Below are 23643 nucleotides of genomic sequence, written 5' to 3' on the forward strand. Positions count from 1 at the left end.
GGCGTTCCCGCATCCTCGGTGGCGGCTGCCGAGGCCTACGGCCAGAACTCGAGGTTACGTGGTCGCAGTTCCTCGCAGCCAGACCATCCCGGCTGTTGCCGGACCCGCTCGCGCCGGCCACGCCCATCTGGACCTCATCGTCGCGACGTCCTCAGCCGACTTCGAGGAGACGTTCTCTCGCGGGAGGGTGCAGCAGAAACCCACGCGTCTTCGTCTCGGAGGCCGAGTGGCCGAACCTGCCCAGGTCGCCGGAATGATGTTCACGCTGATCGTCATGCATGCGAGAGCTCAGAGCGAAGCGAACCTCAGCCCTCGTCTCCTCACGCCCCCTGACCTCCGCCTGCCCCGAGCTTCCGAACACCGCGCTTCCAGCTCAACCCCACGTGCCATGGAGCGCCTCGCAGCGACTTGACAGGAGCCGCTTCAAGATCAACAGCCGAGGCGGAGCACCGTAGCCGCTGGACTCGGCTTCATGTAGCCGGCGGCGTCGGAAACGAATTTGGTCGCCACGGTACCTGGGTGGAATGCGGCCGCGGAGATGCCTTGAAGGTGGAATCGTTGATGCAGTTCCTGGCTGAACAGGATGTTGCCGAGTTTAGCCTTGCTCGCGATGAGCCTGTCCATCAGCAGGCTGGTCAGCACGTCGATGCGGGGGCAGCCGGAGGCCGGCGTGCCGGCAAATTCACGGACCTCGTCGAGGCGGGCAAGTCAGCAGTGACAACGCGGTGTCCGTCTTGCGTGGTTAGCGTGCGGCGGCGGCACCGACGCCGTTACCTCAGCTCTTGTCCGTTACCTGCGGTGATTACGGCGATGCGTCGGATCCATGTGTCCGATGCGGCGGCGTCGAGGAGGAACGCGGCAACGTCCGCGCGGGAGATGCGGGGTAGCCCGGGCAGGCGCGTGAGGGTGGCGAGATCGGTCGCGGTGACCTTGCCGGTGCGGGGACCGTTGGTGAGCATTCCGGGATAGGCGAGTGTCCAGTCCAGGCCGGTTGCCGTCAGAAGTTGCTCGCCTGCGGCTTTGTCGCGGAACACGGCGGGGGCCAGGTGGTATCCGAGGCGCATGAGGATCGACGATTTCGGGTAGGAGGCGCCGACCCCGAAGGCGGACTGGAACACCACGCGCCGAAGACCGGTCTGCCCGGCGGCGAAGATGACCGCGCGGGCGGTGTCGAGGATGAGGTTGCCGGGACTACGGGTGCGGCCGACGCCGAGGGCGCTGACGAGGGCATCGGCTTTTCCCGTCGCGTCCGTGAGGGCGCGCGCGTCCCGGGCGTCGCCGGCGATGACGTGCAGACCAGGTCGTTCCGGCATTTTCTGAGGGTTCCGCACGAGTGCGATCACCTCGTGTCCTGCGTTCAGAGCTGTATCCGTGAGCAGCGAACCGGTGGCGCCGGTCGCTCCGAGGATCAAGTACTTCATTGCCGCCAGCCTCTCGAGTGGGCCATGCCGCGGATCATCGAAGCGGCCCGCATCATGTCGATGCACGACAAATATGTCAGAGTCTGACAGTCTTGACAAGATGTGTAATAATGGCCTTGATGAGTGAGCGTGGTGGACGTCTCCAGGAACGCAAGCGTCGCGCCGTGCGGGCGGACATCGTCGACGCAGCCGAGCAGCTCTTCATGACCCGCGGCTACGCCGCGACAACCATCGACGACATCGCGGCCGAATTGGGCATGTCGGCACGAACCGTGTATCGATACTTCCCCGCGAAGGACGACATTCTCGTGGGGCGGTTTGCCGACTCCACCAACGCGCTGGTCGAAGCCTTGAAGGCGCGGCCGGATACCGAGCCGGCGTGGGTGTCGCTGCGAGCGGCGTTCGAGCCGCTCGCCGGACACGCTGATGGTCAGCATGATCGTGAGTCGGTGCGTCGAGTGCACCGAGCGATCTTCGCCACGCCCGCGTTGCTCGGTCGATATCTACAGCAGTTGCACGCCGCCCAGCTGCACGCAGCAGACGCACTGCGCGCCCGGCCGCAAATCGCCCGCTTCCTCAACGACACCACAGCCGGTGATGCCGCATTGCTCGCCATCGTCGGTACGGCCTTCACCTGCTTCGTGGCGGCTCAGGAAACGTGGAGTCGCCGCGACGACACCCTGTCGCTGACATCCGTCCTCGACCGCGCGATGGCCGCCGCCGCCCCGACTGCCCACATGTTCTAGCGACTCACGTAGCGCTGCATTGAGGCTGGAATCCCGTTCGCGGGCCTGCCGCGAACGATCTGCGTGCTTCTTCCACCCGAAGACCGCCGAGCAAAGTCGTCCTGGTAGGCCTCAAGCAGCAGCGCTTCACGGGTCGAGAGGTGGCGGTAGAGAGTCTCCACAAGTGATGCGGGCACCTGTCCGATTAGTGATGCGTGGCCTGAAGGAGATCTACTTCAGCTGGTACAGCTGCGCCGACGACCGGCTGGCCCACGCCGTCTGCGTCCCCGATCTGCTCCGGCCCTCGGGCCGACCACCCGCAGAAGACCCGCGGCGGTCCGACCTGGAGGCGTTCCAGCACCAGGTGCGGCAACAGGCCACGAACGACGGACAGCGCCGCTACGTGTTCATGGTCGGTGACCATGCCCTGCGCACAACCGACGCCGAACGCGCCCACGGGGCGACACACATCGACGTCCGGGTCCTGCCGGCCTCGACCGCGCCGGGACCGTTCACCGTCTTCGAATCGGGAACCAAGCCCATCGCCGTCGCGCTCAAGCACGACCACCGCACCACCTACCTGACCGACAGAGACCTACATCGATCCGATCGCTATCCATCCCCTGATCGACTCTGCGGCGTCCCCGGCACCGCCGCCTTCCAGCCACCGCACCAACGCCGACAGCGGCAGATCCCCCGCCAATGCCCCGCTGCGACGCCATCGGCCGCCGCGAACAGGGCATCCCGCCCCACCAGGACCGTCTCGGCCGCCGATGAAGCAGCGGCCGATCGGCGCATCCGCGCTCACCACGCGGGCGGGTGTGACGTCGGCCACCGGCCCGGTCCGACCAGGCGGGACGCCTCGAACCTCAGTACCTTGGCATCCAAAAGAGCCACCGTTCACCGTAGCCGCGGTGACCGACCGCTTAGTAGGCTCGCGAGCGGCAGACAACCCGCTTCTCAACGACGAGGAGGTCCCCCGTGACCGATTCCCCTTCCCGTGTTGCCGTGGTCACCGGTGCCGGCCGTGGCATCGGGGCCGCTGTGGCGGCCCGGCTGGCCTCCGACGGCTTTGCCGTCGGGCTGCTCGACCTCGACGAGGCCGGTGTCAAGCAGGGCGCCGACGCCATCGTCGCCAACGGTGGCAAGGCCGTCGGCGTGACGCTGGACGTCAGTGACGCCGAGCAGGTCGACGCCGCCGTCGCGCGGGTGGCCGAGGAGCTCGGGGCGCCGACCGTGCTGATCAACAACGCCGGTATCACCCGTGACAACCTCATCTTCAAGATGACCGAGCAGGACTGGGATTCCGTGCTCGGCGTCCACCTCAAGGGCTCGTTCCTGATGACCCGTGCGGTGCAGAAGCACATGACCGCCGAGAAGTGGGGCCGGATCGTCAACCTCTCCAGCACCTCGGCGCTCGGCAACCGCGGCCAGGTCAACTACTCCGCGGCCAAGGCCGGCATGCAGGGCTTCACCAAGACCCTCGCGATCGAGCTGGGCAAGTTCAACGTCACGGCGAACGCCATCGCGCCGGGCTTCATCGCCACCGACATGACCGCGGCCACGGCCGAGCGGCTCGGCATGTCGTTCGACGACTTCAAGGCGGCCGCCGCGTCGCAGATCCCGGTGCAGCGCGTCGGCACTCCGGAGGACATCGCGAACCTGGCGTCGTTCCTGGTGAGCGAAGGCGCCGGGTTCATTTCGGGCCAGGTCATCTACGTCGCCGGCGGACCGAAGGACTGACATGCGCGAATTCGAGAACCTCGACGCCTTCGCCGCCGCGGTCGGCGAGCACCTCGGGTACAGCGACTGGCACACGATCACCCAGGACCGGGTGAACAAGTTCGCCGACGCCACCGACGACCACCAGTGGATCCACGTCGACGAGGCGATGGCGGCCGCGGGCCCGTTCGGCACCACCATCGCCCACGGTTTTCTGACGCTTTCGCTGCTCTCGGCGTTCGGGCCGAAGATCTACAAGGTCAACGGCATCAAGATGGGCATCAACTACGGCCTCAACAAGGTCCGCTTCCCGCAGCCGGTGAAGGTCGGCTCGAAGGTGCGCGCCGGGGCCGAGCTGGTGGAGGTCACCGACATCGAGGGCGGCAAGCAGGCGGTGTCGCGGTGGACGGTCGAGATCGAGGGGGCGGCGAAGCCCGCGTGCGTCGCCGAATGGGTGACGCGCTTCCTCGCGTGACGAGCCCGGCCGAGCGACCCTCGGCCGGGCGGCTGTACGACATACCGACTGGTCGGTATCATCGCTCGAACGAAGCTTGAGGAGGCTGGATGAGCACCGATCCGCCGGGTCTCGACCTGGGCAGGCTGCGCGCCCACCTGGACGCGCAGCGGCCCGGACTGGTCGCCGGGGAGCTGAGCGCGGACGTCGTCGAGGGCGGCCGGTCGAACCTCACCTACGTGGTGGGCGACGGCCGGTCGCGCTGGGTGGTGCGCCGCCCGCCGCTCGGGCACGTGCTGCCCACCGCGCACGACATGACCCGCGAGTTCCGGGTGATCTCCGGGTTGCGCGACACCGCCGTGCCGGTGCCCGAGGCGCTGCTCCTCTGTGAAGACCCCGACGTCATCGGCGCGAACTTCTACGTCATGAGCTTCGTCGAGGGCACGCCCTACCGGACCGCGGACGAGCTGGCCGCGCTCGGCGCCGGGCGCACCGGGGCCATCGCCGACGCGCTGGTCGACACGCTCGTCGACCTGCACGCGGTCGACCCGGCCGCGGTCGGGCTGGGCGACTTCGGCCGCCCCGAAGGCTTCCTCGAGCGGCAGCTGCGGCGGTGGAAGAAGCAGCTCGACGCGTCCCTCAGCCGCGACCTGCCGGGCATCGAGGAGCTGCACGGCCGGCTCGCCGAAGCCGTGCCGACGTCCGGGAAGCCGTCGATCATCCACGGCGATTACCGGCTCGACAACGTCCTCGTGGACGGCGACGACCGGATCTCGGCGGTGCTCGACTGGGAGATGTCGACGCTGGGCGACCCGCTGACCGACCTCGCGCTGCTGGTGGCCTACGCCGAGCGGGACAAGGTGTCGCTGCAGTTCGTGTCGAACGCCAGCTCGGCGCCGGGCTACCCGAGCACCGACGAGGTCGTCGCCCGCTACGCCGAACGCTCGGGCCGGGACGTCTCGCAACTCGGCTGGTACGTCAGCTTCGCCTTCTTCAAGCTGGCCGTGATCCTGGAAGGCATCTACTACCGCTACCAAAAGGGCCAGACGGTCGGGGCGGGCTTCGAAGGCGTCGGAGCCGGCGTCCCGCTGCTCATCTCGCACGGCAACGAGATTCTCAACGAGGAGAAGTAATGGACTTCGCGTTCGACGCCAAGACCGAGGAGCTGCGCGCGAAGCTCCTCGAGTTCATGGATTCCCACGTCTACCCGGCCGAGGCGGTGTTCGAGCGGCAGCTGGCCGAGCGCGACGACCCGTGGGCCATCCCGCCGGTCATGGACGAGCTCAAGGCCGAGGCCCGCAAGCGCGGCCTGTGGAACTTCTTCCTCCCCGGCGACCACGGCGCGGGCCTGACGAACCTGCAGTACGCGCCGCTCGCGGAGATCACCGGCCGCAGCATCCGGCTGGCACCGACCGCGGTCAACTGCGCCGCGCCCGACACCGGGAACATGGAAGTCCTGGCCATGTTCGGCAACGACGACCAGAAGAAGCAGTGGCTGGAGCCGTTGCTGAACGGCGAGATCCGCTCCGCGTTCGCGATGACCGAGCCGGACGTCGCCTCCTCCGACGCCCGCAACATCGAGACCAGCATCCGCCGCGACGGCGACGAGTACGTCATCAACGGCCGCAAGTGGTACATCTCCGGCGCGATGAACCCGGCCTGCAAGATCTTCATCGTGATGGGCAAGACCGACACCGAAGCCGCGCCGCACAAGCAGCAGAGCATGATCCTGGTCCCCCGCGACGCCCCGGGCCTGACGGTCAAGCGCGGCATGCACGTCTTCGGCTACGACGACAGCGACCACGGCGGCCACGCCGAGGTGCTGTTCGAGGACGTCCGCGTGCCGGCCGAGAACCTCATCGCCGGCGAGGGTGACGGGTTCGCCATCGCCCAGGCACGGCTCGGGCCGGGCCGGATCCACCACTGCATGCGCGCCATCGGGATGGCCGAGCGCGCGCTGGAGCTGATGTGCCGCCGCGCGATCTCGCGCGAGGCGTTCGGCAAGCCGATCGCGCAGCAGGGTGTCGTGCAGGACTGGATCGCCGAGTCCCGGGTGCGCATCGAGCAGCAGCGGCTGCTGGTGCTCAAGACCGCGTGGCTGATGGACACCGTCGGCAACCAGGGCGCGCACACCGAGATCCAGGCGATCAAGATCTCGACGCCGTCCGCGGTCGAGTGGATCCTGGACAAGGCCGTGCAGGTGCACGGCGCCGGCGGGGTCAGCCAGGACTTCCCGCTGGCCGCGATGTGGGCGGGCAACCGCACGCTGCGCCTGGCCGACGGCCCGGACGAGGTCCACAAGCGGTCGCTGGCCCGCCGTGAGCTGAAGAAGTACCTGTCGGAGGGCGCGAAGTGACTGTCACCGCCGAAGAACTGAAGGGCCAGGTCACCGAGTTCCTGGCCGCGCACGACCCGAAGACGACCGATCGCATGGAGTTCCTGCGGGCCCGCTACGACGCGGGTCTCGCCTGGATCCACTTCCCCGCCGGGCTCGGCGGGCAGGACGCGCCCCGCGCCCTGCAGTCCGTTGTGGACGGTCTCTTCGCCGACGCGGGCGCGCCGGACAACAACCCGCGCCGGATCGGCATCGGCCTCGGCATGGCCGCGCCGACCATCCTCGCCTTCGGCACGCCGGAGCAGCGCGAGCGCTTCCTGCGTCCACTGTGGACCGGCGACGAGGTGTGGTGCCAGCTGTTCAGCGAGCCGGGCGCCGGCTCCGACCTGGCCGCGCTGGGCACCCGCGCGGTGCGCGACGGCGACGACTGGATCGTCACCGGCCAGAAGGTGTGGACGTCGGGCGCGCACGAGTCGCAGTGGGCGATCCTGGTCACCCGCACCGACCCGGACGTGCCGAAGCACCAGGGCATGACGTACTTCCTGTGCGACATGACCGCGCCGGGCGTCGAGGTCCGGCCGCTGCGCCAGATCACCGGCGAGGCCGAGTTCAACGAGGTGTTCCTGACCGAGGTCCGGATCCCGGACACGCAGCGCCTCGGCGCCGTCGGTGAGGGCTGGAAGGTCGCGCAAACGACGCTGATGAACGAGCGCGTCGCGATCGGCGGGCACGTCCAGCCGCGCGAAGGCGGCCTGATCGGGATCGTCGCCAAGACCTGGCGCGAACGTCCCGAGCTGCGCACGCCGGAGCTGCGTGACCGGCTCGTGCAGCGCTGGGTCGAGGCGGAGACGCTGCGGCTGGCCGGCACGCGGCTGCGCCAGCAGCTCACCGCGGGCGCGCCCGGCCCGGAGGGCTCGGCGATGAAGGTCGCGTTCTCGGAGCTGAACCAGGCCCTCACCGGCCTGGAGGTCGAGCTGCTCGGCGAGGAGGGGCTGGCCTACGACGACTGGTCGTTCCGGCGCCCGGCGATCGTCGACTTCACCGGCCGCGAGGCGGGCTACCGCTACCTGCGCGCCAAGGGGAACTCCATCGAGGGCGGCACCTCGGAGGTGCTGCGCAACATCATCGCCGAGCGCGTGCTGGGTCTCCCGTCGGAGCCGCGCGTCGACAAGGACGTCGCCTGGAAGGACCTCCCCCGATGACCGACTTGCTCTATTCAGACGTCGAGGAAGACCTGCGGGCCAGCGTCCGGGACCTGCTCAAGGACAAGGCAGACGCCGCGACGCTGCTCGCGCGGATCGAGACAGCCGAGGGCTACGACCTGAAGCTGTGGCGCACCCTGGCCGCCGACCTCGGCGTCGCCGGCCTGGCGGTGCCGGAGGAGCGCGGCGGGCACGGCGCGTCGGCCCGCGAGGTCGCCGTCGTGGCCGAGGAGCTGGGCCGCAGCGTCGCGCCGGTGCCGTTCCTCGGCAGTGTCGTGCTGGCCACGACCGCGCTGCTGAACACCGACGACCGCGAGTTCGTGGGCCGGCTGGCCGCGGGTGAGGCGATCGGCGCGCTGGCCGTGCCGCTGTCGACGGCACCGGGGGCGGGCTTCCCGTCTTCGGTGACCGCGACGGACGGGACCCTGACCGGCCGCGTGGGCACGGTCGCCGACGCGTCGGTGGCGGACCTGCTGGTGGTCCCCGCCGCCGGGCCGGACGGCCCCGCGCTGTACGTCGTCGAGGCGTCGGCGGCGACGGTCACGGAGCTGGTCTCCTTCGACCTGACGCGGCGCGTGGCCGACGTCGTGCTGGACAACGCGGCGGCGGTGCTGGTGGCCTCGGGTGAGCAGGCGGCGGCCGCGCTGGAGCAGGCGCTGCTCACCGGGGCGGGCATCCTGGCCTCGGAGCAGACCGGGATCGCCGAGTGGGCGCTCACCGAGACCGTGGGCTACCTCAAGGGCCGGTACCAGTTCGGCCGGCCGGTCGGCGGGTTCCAGTCGCTCAAGCACCGGCTGGCGAACCTCTACACCGACCTGGTGCTGGCCCGCGCGACCGCGCGCAACGCGGCCGATTCGCTGGCTTCGGGCGTCGACGTGCCGATCGCGGTGTCGGTCGCCCAGGCCCGCAACGCGCCGATCGCGGTCAAGGCCACCGAAGAGGCCATCCAGCTGCACGGCGGCATCGGCATGACCTGGGAACACCCGGCGCACCTCTACCTGAAGCGCGCCAAGGCGGACGAGCTCGCCCTCGGCACCCCGGGCCGGCACCGCGCCCGCCTGGCCGACCTGGTCGACCTGCCCGCCTGAGCACGTCCCACCGCCGAGAGAAGTCCGTGAATGGCCCATCGAGGGACATCAAGTCCCTCGATGGGCCATTCACGGACTTCGGGCCGACCTCGGGCCGACCTCGACCGCACCGGCCGCCCCACGCGTCACAACGCGGCCGAGCGTTTGCAGCTGCAGATTTCGTGAATAGGATTCATAATTCTTTCGCTTTTTCGCTCATCTGAGCGAAGATTTTGTGAGCCAGGCCACTACTCGGGTAAAAGGGTGGCAAATGTGCCCTTCTTCCCATGGTTGGAACCGCTTTCACGTTCTAGCCTGGGCGCCATGGAATTCGCCGTCGCGCCGACGGAAGCCGGGCCGCCCGGCACGCTGGAGGAAGTGACCGTCGCCGTCGGCGACCACCACCACAGCGCGCTCGCGGCCGGGCCCGTGACCGGTGAATTCGTCCTGCTGCTGCACGGCTGGCCCGAGTTCGCCGACGCCTGGACCGAGCAGCTGCACGCCCTCGGCGAGGCCGGCTACCGCGCGCTGGCCGTCGACCAGCGCGGCTACGCCCGCGGAGCGCGCCCCGAGCGGGTCGAGGACTACGCCATCGACCTGCTGGTGGCCGACGCGCTCGCCTTCGCCGACAGCCAGGGCGCCGACCGGTTCCACCTGGTCGCGCGCGACTGGGGGAGCATGGTCGCCTGGACCCTGGCCACGAGGCACCCCCATCGGCTGCGTTCGCTGACCGTGCTCGGCACGCCCCACCCGGCGGCGCTGCAGCAGGCCATCGCGATCGACGACGGGCAGGCCCACGACCTCGGTTACGTCCGTTTCTTCCGCCACACCGCCGGTAAAGCGGAGAAATTCCTGTTACGCGACGAGGCCGCACAACTACGCGCGGTTTACGACCACCGAATACCGGTCGAAATCCTCGAAAGCACCGTGGCGCGCCTTTCGGAGCCGGGCGCGCTGACCGCGACGCTGAATTGGTACCGCGGCGCGACGAACGACGTTTACGACATCCCGGCGGGCCGCATTACGGTGCCGACCCTGTACCTCTGGGGCAGCGAGGACCCGTACCTCGGGCAGAGCGCCGCCGAGCTGACCGTCCACCACATCGACGCGGAGTACCGCTTCCAGATCGTCGAGGGCGCGAGCCAGTGGATGGCGATGGAGACCCCGGACGAGGTCATCGCCCTGCTGCTGGACCACGTCCGCCGCCACTAGGCCCACTGGAACTAGCTGATGGGCGGGCGCAGGGCGTCCAGCAGCAGGTCCGCGTAGTGGTCGCCGATCTGGCGGGCCGACAGCGAGCCGCTGCGGTGGTACCAGGAGCCCAGGTGGTGCACGGAGCCGAAGTAGAAGTCGACGACGACGTCGGCCGGCTTGTCCGTGCGGAACTCGCCCGATGCCTGGCCCTCCTCGACCAGGCCGCGGAAGCGCTCGTGGTACTTGCGGCGCTCGGCGCGCACCGCCTTCTGCTTGTCCGGGGACAGCTGGTGCATCGACTGCAGGAAGATCGTGTTGTCGTCCAGGTTGTCGATGCTGGACACGACGACGTCCGACGCGGCCGCGGCCAGCCGTTCGCGCAGCGGCGCGCCCGAGGACGCGACGCTCTCCAGCTGCCGGGTCTGCTCGCGCAGCACCCGGGCGTAGATCTCGTAGAGCAGGTCGTCCTTCGAGCCGAAGTAGTGGTACATCGCGCCCTTGGTGACGCCGGCGGCCTCGACGATCTCCTGCACGGACGTGCGGTCGAAGCCCTTCTTGGCGAAGAGCTTCGTGGCCTGCTCCAGCAGGCGCCGCGGCACGGCGGCCTGCTCGTCGCCGGCCGCCTCGCCCGGCTTGCGGGTGCTTGCGCGGGTCACGGCAAGGCCCCCTTCCGTCGGGTTCGGACGCACAGGATATCGCTCACCCCAGGAACCGCCTCGGCACGTCGACCAGCATGGTCGTGATGTCCGTTTCGCTGACGCCGCGCTCGCGCAGCGCGGGCAGCACGTCCCGGGTGATGTGCAGGTAGTGCCAGTTCGGCGTGAGCACCGGCAGCTGGTCCGCGGGCAGCCAGTCGATGTAGCACGACGCGTCGTGCGAGAGCACCATGCTGCCCGCGTAACCGCGTTCGCACATCGCCGCGACGGTGTTCACGCGCTCCTCGAACGGCAGGAGCAGGTCGAGCCCGAAGCGGTCCATGCCGAGGATCGAGCCGCGGTCGGCCAGCTCGGTGAGGTACCCGAGGTCGGTCGAGTCGCCGGAGTGCCCGATCAGCACGCGGCTCAGGTCGACACCTTCGTCGGCGAAGATCGCCTGCTGTTCCAGCCCGCGCCGGCTGACGGCGTGGGTGTGCGTCATGATCGGCGTCCCCGTTTCGAGGTGCGCCTTCGCCACCGCGCGCAGCACGCGTTCGACTCCGGGCGTCACGCCCGGCTCGTCGGTGGCGCACTTGAGCAGCCCGGCCTTGACGCCGGTGCCGGCGATGCCGTCGCGGATGTCCCCGACGAACATCCCGACCAGCGGGTCCTCGCCCTGCAGCAGCGTGCCGGGCCCGCGGAAGTGCAGGTAGTGCGGCACGTCGTTGTAGGTGTAGAGCCCGGTGGCGACGACGATGTTGACCTCGACCTCGGCGGCCACGCGCTGCACCCGCGGGATGTAGCGGCCGAGCCCGATCACCGTCGGGTCGACGATCGTGTCGATCCCGGCGTCCTTCAGCTCCTTGAGCCGCCGGATCGCCTCGGGGACGTGCTCCTCCTCCCGGAACCCCTCGTGCTCCGGGTAGTTCTCGACGAACTCGGGGCTCAGCACGAAGAGGTGCTCGTGCATCAGGACCTTGCCCAGCGCTTCCGGCGCGATCGCGCCGCGGACGGTCTCGACCATCAGCCCCTCGCCCGCAGTTCGCGGCGCAGGATCTTGCCGCTGGTCGTCTTCGGCAGCTCGTCGAGCACCTCGATGGTGCGCGGGTACTTGTAGGCCGCCAGCCGCTCCTTGCACCAGGCCACCAGCTCGGCCGGGTCGGCGGTCACGCCGGGCGCCGGGCTGACGTACGCCTTGACCGTCTCGCCGCGGTACTCGTCGGCGATGCCGACGACCGCGGCCTCGCGGACCGCCGGGTGCGTGTAGAGCACGTCCTCGACCTCGCGCGGCCAGACCTTGAAGCCGGCGGCGTTGATCATGTCCTTCTTGCGGTCGACGACGTAGACCCAGCCGCGTTCGTCCATGAACCCGATGTCGCCGGTGAGCAGCCGGCCGCCGGGCAGCGCCTCGGCCGTCGCGTCCGGGCGGTTCCAGTAGCCGGACACGACCATCGGGCCTTCGACGGCGATCTCCCCCGGCTTGCCGAACGGCAGCTCCTCGCCGTTCTCGCCGAGGATGCGGACGATCGTGTCGGGCACCGGCAGGCCGATCGAGATGGTGCCGGACTCCGGGTCGATCGGCGCCTCGAGGTCACCGGGGACGACCACGCAGCCGGCCGTGGTCTCGGTGAGGCCGTAGCCGTTGTGGATGTAGTGCCCGGTCTTCGCGCGGAAGGCCTCGACGACGGCGGGCGGCAGCGCGGCCCCGCCGGAGTAGAGCAGCGCGAACGACGTGAAGTGCTCGCGGCTGAAGGACGGGTGGGCCATCAGCGCCATGTAGGCCGTCGACGGCCCGACCGTGTACGACGGCTCGTGCTCGAGGAAGGCGTCGAGCACGACCCCGGCCTCGAAGCGGTAGGCCAGCGCGAGCGTGCCCCCGATGTCGATCGCGGAGCCGACTTCGCAGACCATGCCGGTGATGTGGAACAGCGGCGCGAGCCCGAACAGCGTCGAGCCGGCGGGGAGGCCGCTGAACGAGCCGAGCCCGGCGGCGTTGGTGCCGACGTTGCCGTGGGTGTTGGTGGCGCCCTTCGGCGTGCCGCTGGTGCCGGAGGTGTAGCTGATGAGGGCGACGTCGTCGAGCGCGAACGCGGGCTCCGGCGGCTTCGGCCCGGGTGTCTCGGCGGCTTCGAGGAGTTCGGTGGCGCCCGGGGTCTCCTCGCGGACGACCTTGCCGAGCACGCGCTCGTCGTTGCGGGTCTGGAACTCGAGTTCGCTGGTGGTGAGCGCGATCGGGAGGGCGCTCGCCGTCTCGCCGATGTAGGCGTTCCAGCCGCGCTGCGAGCAGACGATCGCCTTGACGCCGGCGTCGGTGAGCACGTGGGTCAGCTCGCGCTCGCGGTACATCGGGTTGACCGGCACCACGATCCCGCCGGCCTTCCACGCGCCGAGCAGCGCGATGACGAACTGCGGGATGTTCTGCAGCACCAGGGCGAGCCGGTCGCCGCGCTCGAAGCCGTTCTGCGTGAGGTAGCGGGCGACGCCGTCGGAGAGCTCGTCGAGCCGCCGGTAGGTGAGCCGGCCGTCGAAGTAGGCGATGGCGTCCCGGTCGGGCCCGTGGTCCACGGCCCGGCGGAACGTCTCGGGCAGCGTTGTCGCCTCGGCCGGTTCCACCGGCCGTTCGCCGTAGCTCGCCAGCCACGGCTTGTCGTCGTACCAGCTCATCCAGTGACCTCCTTTGGACACCGACCGGTCGGTATGGCGACGCTAGGAGGCGGCGCTGGTCCCCGTCAAGACCCAGCCGGGCGCCGGCGATTCCGGAATACGCAGAACTGCCGCGTCACCGAAGAACACGAACAACGGTTCGACGTGGTTCAGATTTTCTTTTCCTCTCCCTCGGCACTGGACAATCCCCTGGTCGAGAGGTCAAGATGGCGCCTGGCCGCGCATATGTTCACGCTAACGAATACGGAACATGGGAGCCATTCATGCCTGACAACGGTGGACGACACCGCATTTCCCGGCGCACGAAACTCGCGACGGCGGCACTGGGCCTCGCCCTCGCCGCCGGGGCCCTGGTGATCGCGACGACGGCCGGCCAGACCGGCCAGGCCAGCGCGGCGACCGCCCAGCAGATCACGTGCCCCGACGTCGCCGGGCAGCTGCCCGCGATCCCCGCCCAAGCCCAGGCCGAGGTCCAGCGCAACCTCGCCCTGCTCGACACCCAGATCGCGGAGGCCAACAACCGCCTTGTCACCAGCGCCGGCCAGGGCGGCGCGAACTTCGTCCAGAACGCCATCCTCGGCCCGCTGAAGGACAAGCGGGCCAGCACGATCGATCGCATCGCGATCGCCATCGGCCGCGTCGCCGGGAAACCCCAGGGCCTCGGCGGTCTCGCGGCCTGCTCCCTCGGCGGCCAGGCCGCCGCCACGACGACCGCGGCCGCACCGGCCGCACCGGCTTCGACGGACCCGAGCGCCGCGGAACCGGCGGCCGGTCAGATCACCTGCCCGGACGTCGAGAGCCGGCTGCCGGCGATCCCCGCCCAGGCCCAGGCCGAGGTCCAGCGCAACCTCGCCCTGCTCGACACCCAGATCGCCGAGGCCGACAACCGCCTGGTGACCAGCGCGGGTGAGGGTGGCGCGAACTTCGTCCAGAACGCGATCCTCGGGCCGCTGGAGGACAAGCGGATCGCCACGATCAACCGGATCGCGACGGCGATCGGCCGCAACGCCGACAAGCCCCAGGGCCTGGACGCGCTCGCGCCCTGCAGTCTGTGAGTTCCTGCGGGTCAGCTCGCCTCGAGCGCGCTGACCCGCAGGAATCCCCGCGCCGTGCCGGGTGTGGGGCTGGTCATCGTGAGCCGGACCTCCCCGGTGACGACCGAAGTGAACGTGAGCGTCGCCTGATCACCCGCCCACGTGATCCGCGGGTCCCGCACCGGCTCGAAGCCTCGTGACGTCCGGTGGGCGACCTGGATGGTCGCCGGCCGGGCCAGGACGTCGGACACCACGAACCGCGCCGTGACCGTGCCGATCCGCCGGGGCGCGGGCCAGGTGAGCGACACCCAGTCCTCGGCTCGCGACCGGCTCACCGCGTTCAGCGTCGCCGTCGCCGGCTTGAGGTAGTGGTTCGACCAGCCGGTGGCCGGGTCGCCGTCGAGCATCGCCGAGGGCAGGGTGTCCGGCGCGCCCGAATAACTCGCGTCGGCCGATGGCCCAGCGGCGAGGCCATCGGCCGACTCCCGGGCCCGCGCACCCGGGCCGTTGCGTTGCCCGGAACTCGTCCCGGGCAACGCGATCTTCGCGGTCTTCAACCCCGGTGCGGTCGCGGTGACGGTGATCGTCCCGCGCCCGGTCGCCGCGATCACGGCGACGGCCTGGCCGTGGAACGCCGGGATCGTCGGCCGCTGGTAGCTCTGGGCGAGTTCCTGCCGGCCGTTGTCCACCCCGGCGACCCGGCCCGGCCCGCGGACGGTGAACCGCAGCACCGGTTCGGCATCCGGCACGACGGTGCCGCGGGCGTCCACGACGGAGGCCGTCACGAACATCATCGCGCCGTCCACCACGCCGGCGCGGTTTTCGGCGGTCAGCGTGAGCGCGTGCGGCGGTCCGGCCGTGACGAGCTGGTCGCGCGCCACCTCGCGGCCACCGGCGGTGGCGATCGCGGTCAGGGTGCCGGACGCGAAGGGCACGGTCCAGGTCAGGTGCAGCTTGCCCGTGCTGCCGTTCGGGCTGGTGTAACTGCCGGAGGGATCGTGCTTGTCGTCGCCGGACGGCTCGCTCGTCTCAAGGTACGGCCGTCCGTCCACAGTGGTCTTGTGGTCGAACTTCTTTACCCCCAGGGACTTCCCGTTGAGCACCAGCTCGACGGTGTCCACAGTGGAGTAGGCCCAGACGGTGACCGGCTCGCCGGGGCGATGGTTCGTCCAGTCCGTCGGGAGCAGGTGCACCATAGGCTCGGTGGTCCACTGGCTGCGGAAGAGGTGGAAGGCGTCCTTCGGCAGGCCCGCGCTGTCGACCGCGCCGAAGAAGGACGTCTTGACCGGAAAGACGTCGTACGGCGTCGGCTCGCCGAGGTAGTCCTGCCCGGCCCAGAGGAACTGGCCCTGGCAGAACTTCCGGTCGCGGTCCTTCTTCAGCGAGTACTCCCCGCTGAAGGTCCACGAGGCCAGGTTGTTGTCGTAGGACGACGCTGCCCGCTTACCCGGGGTGTGGTTCTCCCCCGTGTTCGGCAGGTCCGGGTCCTGGTACGCCCCGCGCGTCGAGGTCTCCGACGACGACTCGGACTCGAAGAAGAACTTGTCCGGGTAGGTCGTGTGCAGGCCGTCGATCGACTGGGCGGTGTTGTAGTTGACGCCGAGGCCGTCGAGCTGCCGCAGGATCAGGTCCTGGGGCGAGCCGGGTGCGGGCACGCTGCGGTAGCGGTCGGAACCCATGATGACCGGCCGGGTGGTGTCGATCGCCCGGACCGCGGCGATCAGCCCGGCGGCGATCGCCGGGCCGCCGGCCATCGAGGCGTCCGGGACCTCGTTGCCGATCGACCAGAGCACGACCGCGGGCGAGTTCTTGGCCGCGTGGACCATCTCGGCGATGTCGCGCGCGCTCCACTCGTCGAAGTCCAGGTGGTAGTCGTAGGCGACCTTCCCCGTCCGCCAGCAGTCGAACGCCTCGACCATCATGAGGATCCCGAGCCGTTCGCAGACGGTGACCAGCTCCGGGGCGGGCGGGTTGTGCGCGGTCCGCAGGGCGTTGACGCCCATCGCCCGCATCAGCCGCATCTGGCGTTCCAGCGCGGCGGGGTCGATCACCGCGCCGAGCGCGCCCTGGCTCGCGTGGAGGTTGACGCCGCGCAGCTTCATCGGGACGCCGTTGAGCGAAAAGCCGCTGTCCGGGTGGAAGGCGAAGGAGCGGATGCCGAAGTCGGTCGTGGTCGTGTCGAGCACGCGCCCGGCCACGACGACGTCCGTGCTCAGGCGGTACCGCGCGGGTCGCTCGGTCGACCACAGCTGCGGCCGGCTCACCGGCAGGTCGGTGCTCGCCCGGCGCGTCTGCCCGGCGGGCAGCGGAATCGTCGCCGAGCCGCGCGCGACCACCCGGCCGGCCGGATCGGTCACCGTCGTGCGCACCTCGGCCGCGAGCGCGCCGCCGGAGTCGTTCGCGACGTCGGTCGCGACGCGCACGAGCGCGTGCCCCGCGGTGATCTCGGGCGTTGTGACGAACGTGCCGTGCCGGGCGACGTGCACGGGCTCGGTCACGACGAGCCGGACGTTGCGATAGATGCCGCTGCCGGAGTACCAGCGGCTGCTCGGCAGCCGGCTGACCGCGCGCACCGCGAGCACGTTCGGGGTGCGGCCGTCGGTGTGCAGCTTGCCGGTGAGGTCGAAGCTCCAGCCCGTGTAGGCGTACGGGTGCCGGCCGAGCAGCTCGCCGTTGAGGTGGACGTGCGCGTCCGAGTAGACACCGTCGAACTCGACCGAGACGCGCTTGCCCGCGAGCGCGGGCGGCAGCGTGAACGTCTTCCGGTACCAGCCGAGGCCGCCGCGGAAGAAGCCGGACGCGCTGCTGGTGCCGCCGTGGTCGACGGGCGGGAGCTCGATGCTCCAGTCGTGCGGGACGTCGACGCCCGGCCAGGCCGAGTCGTCGAAGGCCGGGTCCGCGTAGTGGTCTTCGGGACCTGTGACGTCGTCGGCGTCGACGAGGACGAACCGCCAGCCGGTGCCCAGGTCCGTGGCGCGGCCGGTGAGGGTCAGGCCCGGCCGGGAGAGCGCCTCGGCCGCCTGCGCGACGGGTGCGAGCGCCGCCGTCAGCGCGGCCGCGCCGACCCCGCCGAGCACCTGCCGCCTGCTGGGACCCGGATCGTTCGGCATGGGGCGTTCCCTTCCCGGCGACGGTGCTCGGTGGCGCGAAAGCACTATGGCACAGGATTTTCCCGCCGGACAAAGGCTTCGATCATTTCGAACCGTGACAGCGAGCCAAGCGACCGCTTAGTATGGGTGCCGACCCCGAGGAGGCGGTTATGACCGAGTCCATTGTGGACGGCGTACGGTACGGACGGGACGGCGCGGTCGCCACCGTGACGTTCGACAAGCCCGAGCGCAGCAACGCGATGGACGTCCCGATGCAGGCCCGCTACGGCGCGGCGCTGCGGGAGGCGGACGCGGACCCCGAGGTGCGCGCGGTGGTCGTCACCGGCGCCGGACGGGCGTTCTGCCCCGGCGCCGACCTGGGGTTGCTGGACGACATCGCCGCCGCCCCGCCCGCGCAAGGCGGCGGCCACGAGAACTTCCGCGACGTCCTGGCGGCGGCGACGGTGGGCGTCCCGGTGGTGGCGGCCATCAACGGCGGCTGCGCCGGCCTGGGTTTCGTGATCGCGTGCGCGGCGGACGTCCGCTTCGCGGCGGCGGGCGCCAAGTTCACCACGGCGTTCGCCCGGCGTGGCCTGATCGCCGAGTACGGCGTCGCGAAGCTGCTGCCCGAGCTGGTCGGCCAGGGCCGGGCCCGTGACCTGCTGCTGTCCGGCCGCACGTTCACCGCGGAGCAGGCGCTGGACTACGGCCTGGTCCAGGAGATCGTCCCGGCCGAGGAACTGGGCATGCGCGCCCACGCGTACGCGACGGAGCTGGCGACGTACAGCGCCCCGAGGTCGATGGCGGTGATGAAGCAGCAGTTCCCCCGCGAGGCGGCCCTGTCGTTGGCGGACTCGGCCCGCGAGGCGACGGCGCTGATGATCGACTCCTTCGGCCGCCCCGAGCTGGCGGAGGGACTGGCCAGCTGGAACGAGCGCCGGATCCCGAAGTTCCCGCCCCACCCGGCGGGCTAGGACGTGTCTGACAATGTCGCGATCCGAGTGATCACAGCGTGGAGCACGATTGCGCGGTGATGGACGATTGGGGATTTGCTGCGCTGGGGCCGCGTGCCAACGCGGGCAGCCGAGCAGTTTCGGCAACGGGATCAGGGCTGGGCGGAGGTGGGCAGGCGGGCGGCCCCCCAAATCTCCTCGAACTGACGAGCCCAGTACCGAAACCATTCGTCGCTGTCCCGGCGCCTTAAAGTCAGGTGCATCCGGGACCCGGTGGCTTCATTGTGGTAGCCGTGGAACTCGACGATGACGCGGCCGTCGCGCGTCGTTGGGTCGACTGCCACGAAGCTGAAGCCTGGGTTGTAGCCAGCGAAGCCGTAGGCGAATCCGTCGATGGGCCAAGCCGCCATCCGCTCCAGCCGGCGGATGCTCGTCTGCAGGGAGGCACGGAAATCCTGCAGCTGAAACTGCAGCGAGTCGTCGAGGTGCCGGACCGCCAGCGTCACCGCTTCGTGCTGCTCCGGATCGAGGACGACCACTCGTACCTCTCCGCCGCGATCCAACACCGACTTCCGGATCGCTTCGCAGTTCGCCGGGCTGAGTACATTGATCGCGGATGGGGCGAAGATCCACAACTGGCGAGCGTGAGCGATCAGCTCGGGAAACGGCGTCCGATCAAATGCGTCCCGGTCGGCCAGCAGCGCGTCGGCCGCGGCCGACGGCCAGTCGGGCAAGGCCAGCCGAAAGAGAAGCACCCCAAGCCCGGCGAAGACAGCCGACCACTTCAATCCTTCCGGGACGATGTCGCCAACGATTCCCAGCGCTGCGAAGACCCCGGCGACGAGCGCCGCCACATAGGATTCGAGATTCCGCCGGGCGCGCACGTCCTGCCACACACGTTTGAGCACCTTCACGACCGCCTGCCTTCGTCGCTCGCGATCCGCCGTCGAGCCACGATCTGAATCCCCTTTACCACCAAGCCGAGCAGCGAAATCACCCCAGCCTCACCCGCCCAGCCCAGGATCGTTTGTACCCGTTCTATCCCCTGATCCAGGAAGGTCTGAGCCAGCACGACACCCGCAGCCATCCCCCAACACCAGCCAAAGAAGCCGAGACCCCGCTTGACCAACTGCGGCAGTGCGGTAAGAGGCAGGATCACCGCCATCGCGAGTTCGCTATAGCGCAGTCCCCACGCTTCTACAGCGTAGTTGCCATGGTCGAGCAGCCCGATCATGATCGCCGACAGACTGCACGCCGAACCGAACCCGGCCAGCAGCGCTGGTCCTGGTCGTCGCAGATAGAACCGTAGGAGGGCGTTCCGGCTGCTGAGCGGCGTGGTCCTGTCGGCCTCGGGCAAGCCGACGCGCCCACCTGTGGCACTGAGTGCACCTGGATCATCAAAATCGTCGATCGCCGCCAGCAAGGACGATGCGAGCACCAACTGCAGAGCGACCGTGTAGCCACCCGTCATCGCGATTCCGCCCGTCAGCTGGAAGTACGGCATCGACGCAGTCAGCAGCATGATCAGTCCAAGGGCGGCCGCCGCGTAAGCTGGGGCCGCGAGCCGGTTGATGCGCATGGTCAGCCTCCACCGCCGGTCGTGGCCGGTGCTGTGCGCAGCCCCAGCCTGAGTTCACCTGTGCCCCCGGCCTTCCTGCTCAGCCACAACGCACACGGCTGGTTTGCTAGGACGAGGGCGAGCAGCCGCTGCGAAGGGTCCGCGACCAGCGGGGACGATGATGGGCACCGAAGATCAATCAGGAGCCCGTCCGGTCTCGGGGAACTGGCGAACACGGTGTCTTCAGCCGGCAGAATCGGATACGCCGTCGCGGGAACACCGTCAGGCAGTACCAGAACCTGGCTACCCGCAGGACCGAGAGCGGGCGAACCGAACGATCGGATCGTCAGCACGCAATCGATCGTAGCGTCGTAGGACCCCAGGACCAGCGTGTGTTTTCCCGGGACAGTCGGCAATGGAATCATGGAGTTCTCCGCGCCCAGAAACGGCCGGAGCACGTGTTCTCCGGTCGTGTCGTCGATTTCGGCAGAGGAAAGCTGGGCGCTCCCAGTGCAGGTTCCTTCTAGGCCTAGAGGCGCCTGGCTTTTCCCGGCCTCGTAGCTGAGGAGCACCGCGTCCGTCACGGTGATCTTGGTCTGCGCGTCCCGTCGCAGCGGCACGGGATCGGGCAGAACGCGACGCCGGACGATCGCGTCGGTCGGCGCTCCTCCCGTCACGGCATCCTGCAGTGCGACGGCAGCGAGGGCTGCGGGATCGGCTGCACGGACGACCGCCCAGCCACCTCGCTCGTCAATGGCGAGCAGACGAGCACCTGAGACGCCGCTCAGCGATGCGTGCTCGACCGTAAGGAGCTGGGCCGCGGAGCCCGCGGCCGGGATCGGGATCGCGACCTCGGTCGTCGACAGGCCGGTCACCGCGTCGTCAGTGAGCTTCGCCAACGGAAGCGGGTCGGCCTGGATCCGGTAGGGACGCTGCTCCTTTCCCTCGCCGGACAATGCGATCTTGTAGGTGCTGTTCGGCACAGTCTCGACCACCAGGCTCGCATCACCGCCCATCGACGCCTCGAACGCCCTAGTGCCGATCGGCGAGCCCGAGCTTCCCAGCACGGTGAGCTTGATCCGGAGGTCGCCGGGCGCAACGTTGGCCCGGATGAGCGTCGCGGTCTCGGTGGCCTTGAACGACGCTCCCACGGGCTCCGTGCCAAGTACACCAGACTGATCGAGAAGGTGGTCACCGGTGGTCTGACGTAGGGTCGGGAACAAGGCGAGCAAAAAGGCGAGCAAGGCGAGCAGCACCGCAGCCCGACGGTAGCGCCGACGGTTACGCCGACGGAGCCAGACGTCGTTCGACTCGGCAACGGCATCGGCCATGCTGTCGTGGGTGAGTTCGGCCAGTTGTGCGCCCTGGCGATGCTCCACCTGCACGAGCTTGGCCTCCGCGAGTGCGTTCACGACCGTGTTCGGCAGCCCGGCCGTCAGGTCCTCACCGACCTGCAGGAAAGCCCGCCGTCCCGCCGAAGTCAGCAGCCGGTGCCCCAGCCACCAACGCAGCGACAGTTCGTCGACGTGTCCCGCGGTCACGACTCTGGTGATGGCCTCGTCGACGAAATGCACAATCGCCGTGTCCAGGGTGAAGTCCAGCTTAAATGCCCCTGCCCCGCCGAGCATCGGGTCCTTTCGCTGAGCCCGCTCCGACCACAGTTGGCGGCAGACGATCTGCAACTGGATCGCGTTGACGTGTTCGAGCTGCCCGGTGGGGTTACGCGGGCTGTCGAGGAGCAGCTCCATCACTCGTTCGAGATCACCCTTTCCGAGCTCCACACCGGTGGCCTCGAACGCTGCCCAGATCGCACCGGTGGCCCGATCCCGGCCGAGCGGCTCCAACTGGTAGCGCACGGTCAGGTGATCCGGCAGGTTCTGCTCGTGCGGTACGAGTTCCGCCAGATAGTCGCTCCGCAAGGCGATGATCACCCGAAGCCAGGTGTGGTCGGCAAGCGTTTTCCGCAACACGGTAAAGAACTCGTCGCGCTGCCGCCACCGCGAAGGATCCGCGAAAACCTCTTCGAACTGGTCCAATACCAGCAGGACCAACGACGAATTGTCGCTCCGCCAGCGGGCGGCCGCAGCGGCGATATCCGGCACCGACTCGGCATCATCCGATCCGATCGCATCGATGACCATCCGAACGAATTCGTTGTCCACGTGCGCCGTACCGGCACGGGGCGCTGGGCCCATCCGCACGACAGGCAGCACTGCTACCCCGAACCGCTTTTCGAGGTAGGGAAGCACACCGGCCTGCAGGAGCGACGACTTCCCCGTGCCCGACGGCGCGTAAAGAAGTGTCGCGCTGCTCGACAAGACAAAGGAGGTAAGCTCCTCAGTTTCTTCGGTGCGGCCGAAGAAATACTTTTGCTCGATCCGCCGGTAGGCGGACGGTCCGGGAAAGGGATTCTCGGTCTGGGCGGTCGTCTCGACTGCAATCCTGGCCGACATCAGGCCACACCGCCCACTGTGGCGGGCTGCAGCCTGACTTCCAGATCGGCGAGGAACGAAGTCGCCGTGCCCCAATAGACTTCGATCTTCGACGTGCGTAGGAGATAAGCTTCGAGGAAGCGTTCAGCGCGGATCCGCCGCTCTGGTGACATCCGGTGGTCGGACAGCTGGATGCTGATGCTGCTGCGCTGGCCGTGTGGCTGAACTCGCTGCTGTTTCATCAGGTAGCGCATCATCACCCGGAAGTTCCAGTCCTCCAGGCTGTACCCGATGAACAGCAGGTTAGTGTGACCGAGGGCGCGGCGTGTGAAGTGCGGGATGACCGCGTTTTTCCCGGTCGCCCGTTCGGCCAGGCTGACGGTGAAGTCGATATAGTCGTCCTCGGTCACGAGGATCGAGCCAGCCCGTTCGGAATGGCCGTGGAGGTGGAACACCATCGGCGCCTCGGCGGTCGGCTCGGCCGCAGGATAAGGGGGAAGCTCGGCGACCAACTCATCGTTCCAGCGGCAGACTTCCACCGATGGCACGGATCGGCCCGCTGCCACCAGCGCACGCTGTAGATAGTCGTCGTAGTTAGTGGTCACATAGATTGGCAGCTCCAACCGGGCAAGCCGGAGGTAGTTTTCCGGCAGGTTGCCGCCGAGTTCCGCGGCGCTGGCCTCTTGAGCGTCACGGATAGCTTTGCAGACCCTCCTCTTGACGAAAGCCGGCTGACGGAGGCTGGCGATATACTGCGTCACCCTGGCGAGGTTCGTGACGTCTTCGAGAGGATATTCGAATTCACTGGCAAGTGCGGTGGCGAGCGCACGTCCGGTTGGCAGATGTGGTACTGCGATACCGGCGCCCAAGAACGGCGTGCATTCCTGGGCTTTGATCGAATCGACCAGGGTCTCCCAGGTCTCCTGGGACAACGAAGCCGACCTGTATTCGGCGTCATGGTCGTTTTGCGCTGTCATCGGCAGGTGGTCCCCTCGGCGTGTGCTGTCCGAAGAGTCGCTTCGCGCACTTGGCATGTTGCAACTCGTCTCCGCTGAGACCGATTCGTGACAGATCGTCCGCGCCGACGGAGCTCAAGCCCTCTTTCGAGTAGGCGCAGCACCTCACATTCGGTCGCAAAGCGGATGCGTTCCGCCGGTC

20 protein-coding genes are annotated in these 23643 nt (G+C 69.0%); 10 read left to right on the top strand and 10 right to left on the bottom strand.

Features of this window, described 5'->3' with window-relative positions; genetic code table 11:
* Positions 1–429: 429 nt before the first annotated feature.
* The gene (locus tag ACGFMK_RS24300; RefSeq protein WP_392767243.1) at positions 430–642 is read right to left on the bottom strand and encodes a hypothetical protein; all 213 of its coding nucleotides are present in this window, start codon (positions 640–642) and stop codon (positions 430–432) included.
* Positions 643–770: 128 nt separating this feature from the next.
* Positions 771–1421, bottom strand: coding sequence for an NAD(P)-dependent oxidoreductase (locus ACGFMK_RS24305; protein ID WP_392767246.1), 651 nt, complete (start codon positions 1419–1421; stop codon positions 771–773).
* Between the two features lie 119 nt (positions 1422–1540).
* Here ACGFMK_RS24305 and ACGFMK_RS24310 point away from each other — a divergent pair, with 119 nt between their 5' ends.
* The 8 genes from ACGFMK_RS24310 (at position 1541) to ACGFMK_RS24345 (ending at position 10138) form a co-directional block, all read left to right on the top strand.
* On the top strand, positions 1541–2167 hold the full coding sequence (locus ACGFMK_RS24310) for a TetR/AcrR family transcriptional regulator (RefSeq protein ID WP_392767248.1): 627 nt from the start codon (positions 1541–1543) through the stop codon (positions 2165–2167).
* 960 nt (positions 2168–3127) lie between these two features.
* A complete protein-coding gene (fabG, locus tag ACGFMK_RS24315) occupies positions 3128–3889 on the top strand; it encodes a 3-oxoacyl-ACP reductase FabG (protein ID WP_392767251.1) in 762 nt (253 codons plus the stop codon).
* Between the two features lies 1 nt (position 3890).
* Entirely contained in the window at positions 3891–4343 is a 453-nt protein-coding gene (locus tag ACGFMK_RS24320) for a MaoC family dehydratase (protein ID WP_392767253.1), read from the top strand.
* Positions 4344–4432: 89 nt separating this feature from the next.
* Positions 4433–5455 carry a phosphotransferase family protein gene (locus tag ACGFMK_RS24325; RefSeq protein WP_392767255.1) on the top strand — a complete coding sequence of 341 codons (1023 nt, stop codon included), beginning with the start codon at positions 4433–4435 and terminating at the stop codon, positions 5453–5455.
* On the top strand, positions 5455–6678 hold the full coding sequence (locus ACGFMK_RS24330; RefSeq protein ID WP_392767258.1) for an acyl-CoA dehydrogenase family protein: 1224 nt from the start codon (positions 5455–5457) through the stop codon (positions 6676–6678). The genes ACGFMK_RS24325 and ACGFMK_RS24330 overlap by 1 nt, the downstream gene beginning before the upstream one ends.
* Entirely contained in the window at positions 6675–7859 is a 1185-nt protein-coding gene (locus tag ACGFMK_RS24335) for an acyl-CoA dehydrogenase family protein (protein ID WP_392767261.1), read from the top strand. The genes ACGFMK_RS24330 and ACGFMK_RS24335 overlap by 4 nt, the downstream gene beginning before the upstream one ends.
* Positions 7856–8947 (top strand): acyl-CoA dehydrogenase family protein, encoded by a 1092-nt coding sequence (locus ACGFMK_RS24340; RefSeq protein WP_392767264.1) that lies wholly within the window; start codon positions 7856–7858, stop codon positions 8945–8947. The genes ACGFMK_RS24335 and ACGFMK_RS24340 overlap by 4 nt, the downstream gene beginning before the upstream one ends.
* A 303-nt stretch (positions 8948–9250) precedes the next feature.
* Entirely contained in the window at positions 9251–10138 is an 888-nt protein-coding gene (locus ACGFMK_RS24345) for an alpha/beta fold hydrolase (RefSeq protein ID WP_392767267.1), read from the top strand.
* A gap of 11 nt (positions 10139–10149) precedes the next feature.
* Here ACGFMK_RS24345 and ACGFMK_RS24350 read toward each other — a convergent pair whose 3' ends face one another.
* Genes ACGFMK_RS24350 through ACGFMK_RS24360 form a run of 3 tightly spaced genes read right to left on the bottom strand, consistent with a single transcriptional unit; the run spans position 10150 to position 13419 of the window.
* Positions 10150–10776, bottom strand: coding sequence for a TetR/AcrR family transcriptional regulator (locus ACGFMK_RS24350; RefSeq protein ID WP_392767269.1), 627 nt, complete (start codon positions 10774–10776; stop codon positions 10150–10152).
* Between the two features lie 43 nt (positions 10777–10819).
* A complete protein-coding gene (locus ACGFMK_RS24355) occupies positions 10820–11779 on the bottom strand; it encodes a phosphotriesterase (RefSeq protein ID WP_392767271.1) in 960 nt (319 codons plus the stop codon).
* Entirely contained in the window at positions 11779–13419 is a 1641-nt protein-coding gene (locus ACGFMK_RS24360; protein WP_392767274.1) for an AMP-binding protein, read from the bottom strand. Before ACGFMK_RS24360 ends, ACGFMK_RS24355 begins: the two co-directional genes overlap by 1 nt.
* A gap of 263 nt (positions 13420–13682) precedes the next feature.
* Here ACGFMK_RS24360 and ACGFMK_RS24365 point away from each other — a divergent pair, with 263 nt between their 5' ends.
* Complete coding sequence (locus ACGFMK_RS24365) at positions 13683–14474, top strand: hypothetical protein (RefSeq protein WP_392767277.1); 792 nt, start codon at positions 13683–13685, stop codon at positions 14472–14474.
* Between the two features lie 11 nt (positions 14475–14485).
* Here the strand turns inward: ACGFMK_RS24365 and ACGFMK_RS24370 are convergent, their stop codons facing one another.
* A complete protein-coding gene (locus ACGFMK_RS24370; RefSeq protein WP_392767279.1) occupies positions 14486–17563 on the bottom strand; it encodes a glycoside hydrolase family 2 TIM barrel-domain containing protein in 3078 nt (1025 codons plus the stop codon).
* A gap of 149 nt (positions 17564–17712) precedes the next feature.
* Here ACGFMK_RS24370 and ACGFMK_RS24375 point away from each other — a divergent pair, with 149 nt between their 5' ends.
* Complete coding sequence (locus tag ACGFMK_RS24375) at positions 17713–18516, top strand: enoyl-CoA hydratase-related protein (protein ID WP_392767282.1); 804 nt, start codon at positions 17713–17715, stop codon at positions 18514–18516.
* A gap of 131 nt (positions 18517–18647) precedes the next feature.
* Here the strand turns inward: ACGFMK_RS24375 and ACGFMK_RS24380 are convergent, their stop codons facing one another.
* Genes ACGFMK_RS24380 through ACGFMK_RS24395 form a run of 4 tightly spaced genes read right to left on the bottom strand, consistent with a single transcriptional unit; the run spans position 18648 to position 23462 of the window.
* Positions 18648–19409, bottom strand: coding sequence for a hypothetical protein (locus tag ACGFMK_RS24380; RefSeq protein ID WP_392767285.1), 762 nt, complete (start codon positions 19407–19409; stop codon positions 18648–18650).
* Positions 19406–20074: a hypothetical protein gene (locus tag ACGFMK_RS24385; RefSeq protein WP_392767287.1), complete on the bottom strand. Its 669-nt coding sequence runs from the start codon at positions 20072–20074 to the stop codon at positions 19406–19408. The genes ACGFMK_RS24380 and ACGFMK_RS24385 overlap by 4 nt, the downstream gene beginning before the upstream one ends.
* Before the next feature lie 2 nt (positions 20075–20076).
* Positions 20077–22506 (bottom strand): hypothetical protein, encoded by a 2430-nt coding sequence (locus tag ACGFMK_RS24390; RefSeq protein WP_392767289.1) that lies wholly within the window; start codon positions 22504–22506, stop codon positions 20077–20079.
* A complete protein-coding gene (locus ACGFMK_RS24395) occupies positions 22506–23462 on the bottom strand; it encodes an SIR2 family protein (protein WP_392767293.1) in 957 nt (318 codons plus the stop codon). The genes ACGFMK_RS24390 and ACGFMK_RS24395 overlap by 1 nt, the downstream gene beginning before the upstream one ends.
* Positions 23463–23643 lie beyond the last annotated feature (181 nt).

Source organism: Amycolatopsis sp. NPDC049252, assembly GCF_043197175.1.
Lineage (GTDB): Bacteria > Actinomycetota > Actinomycetes > Mycobacteriales > Pseudonocardiaceae > Amycolatopsis.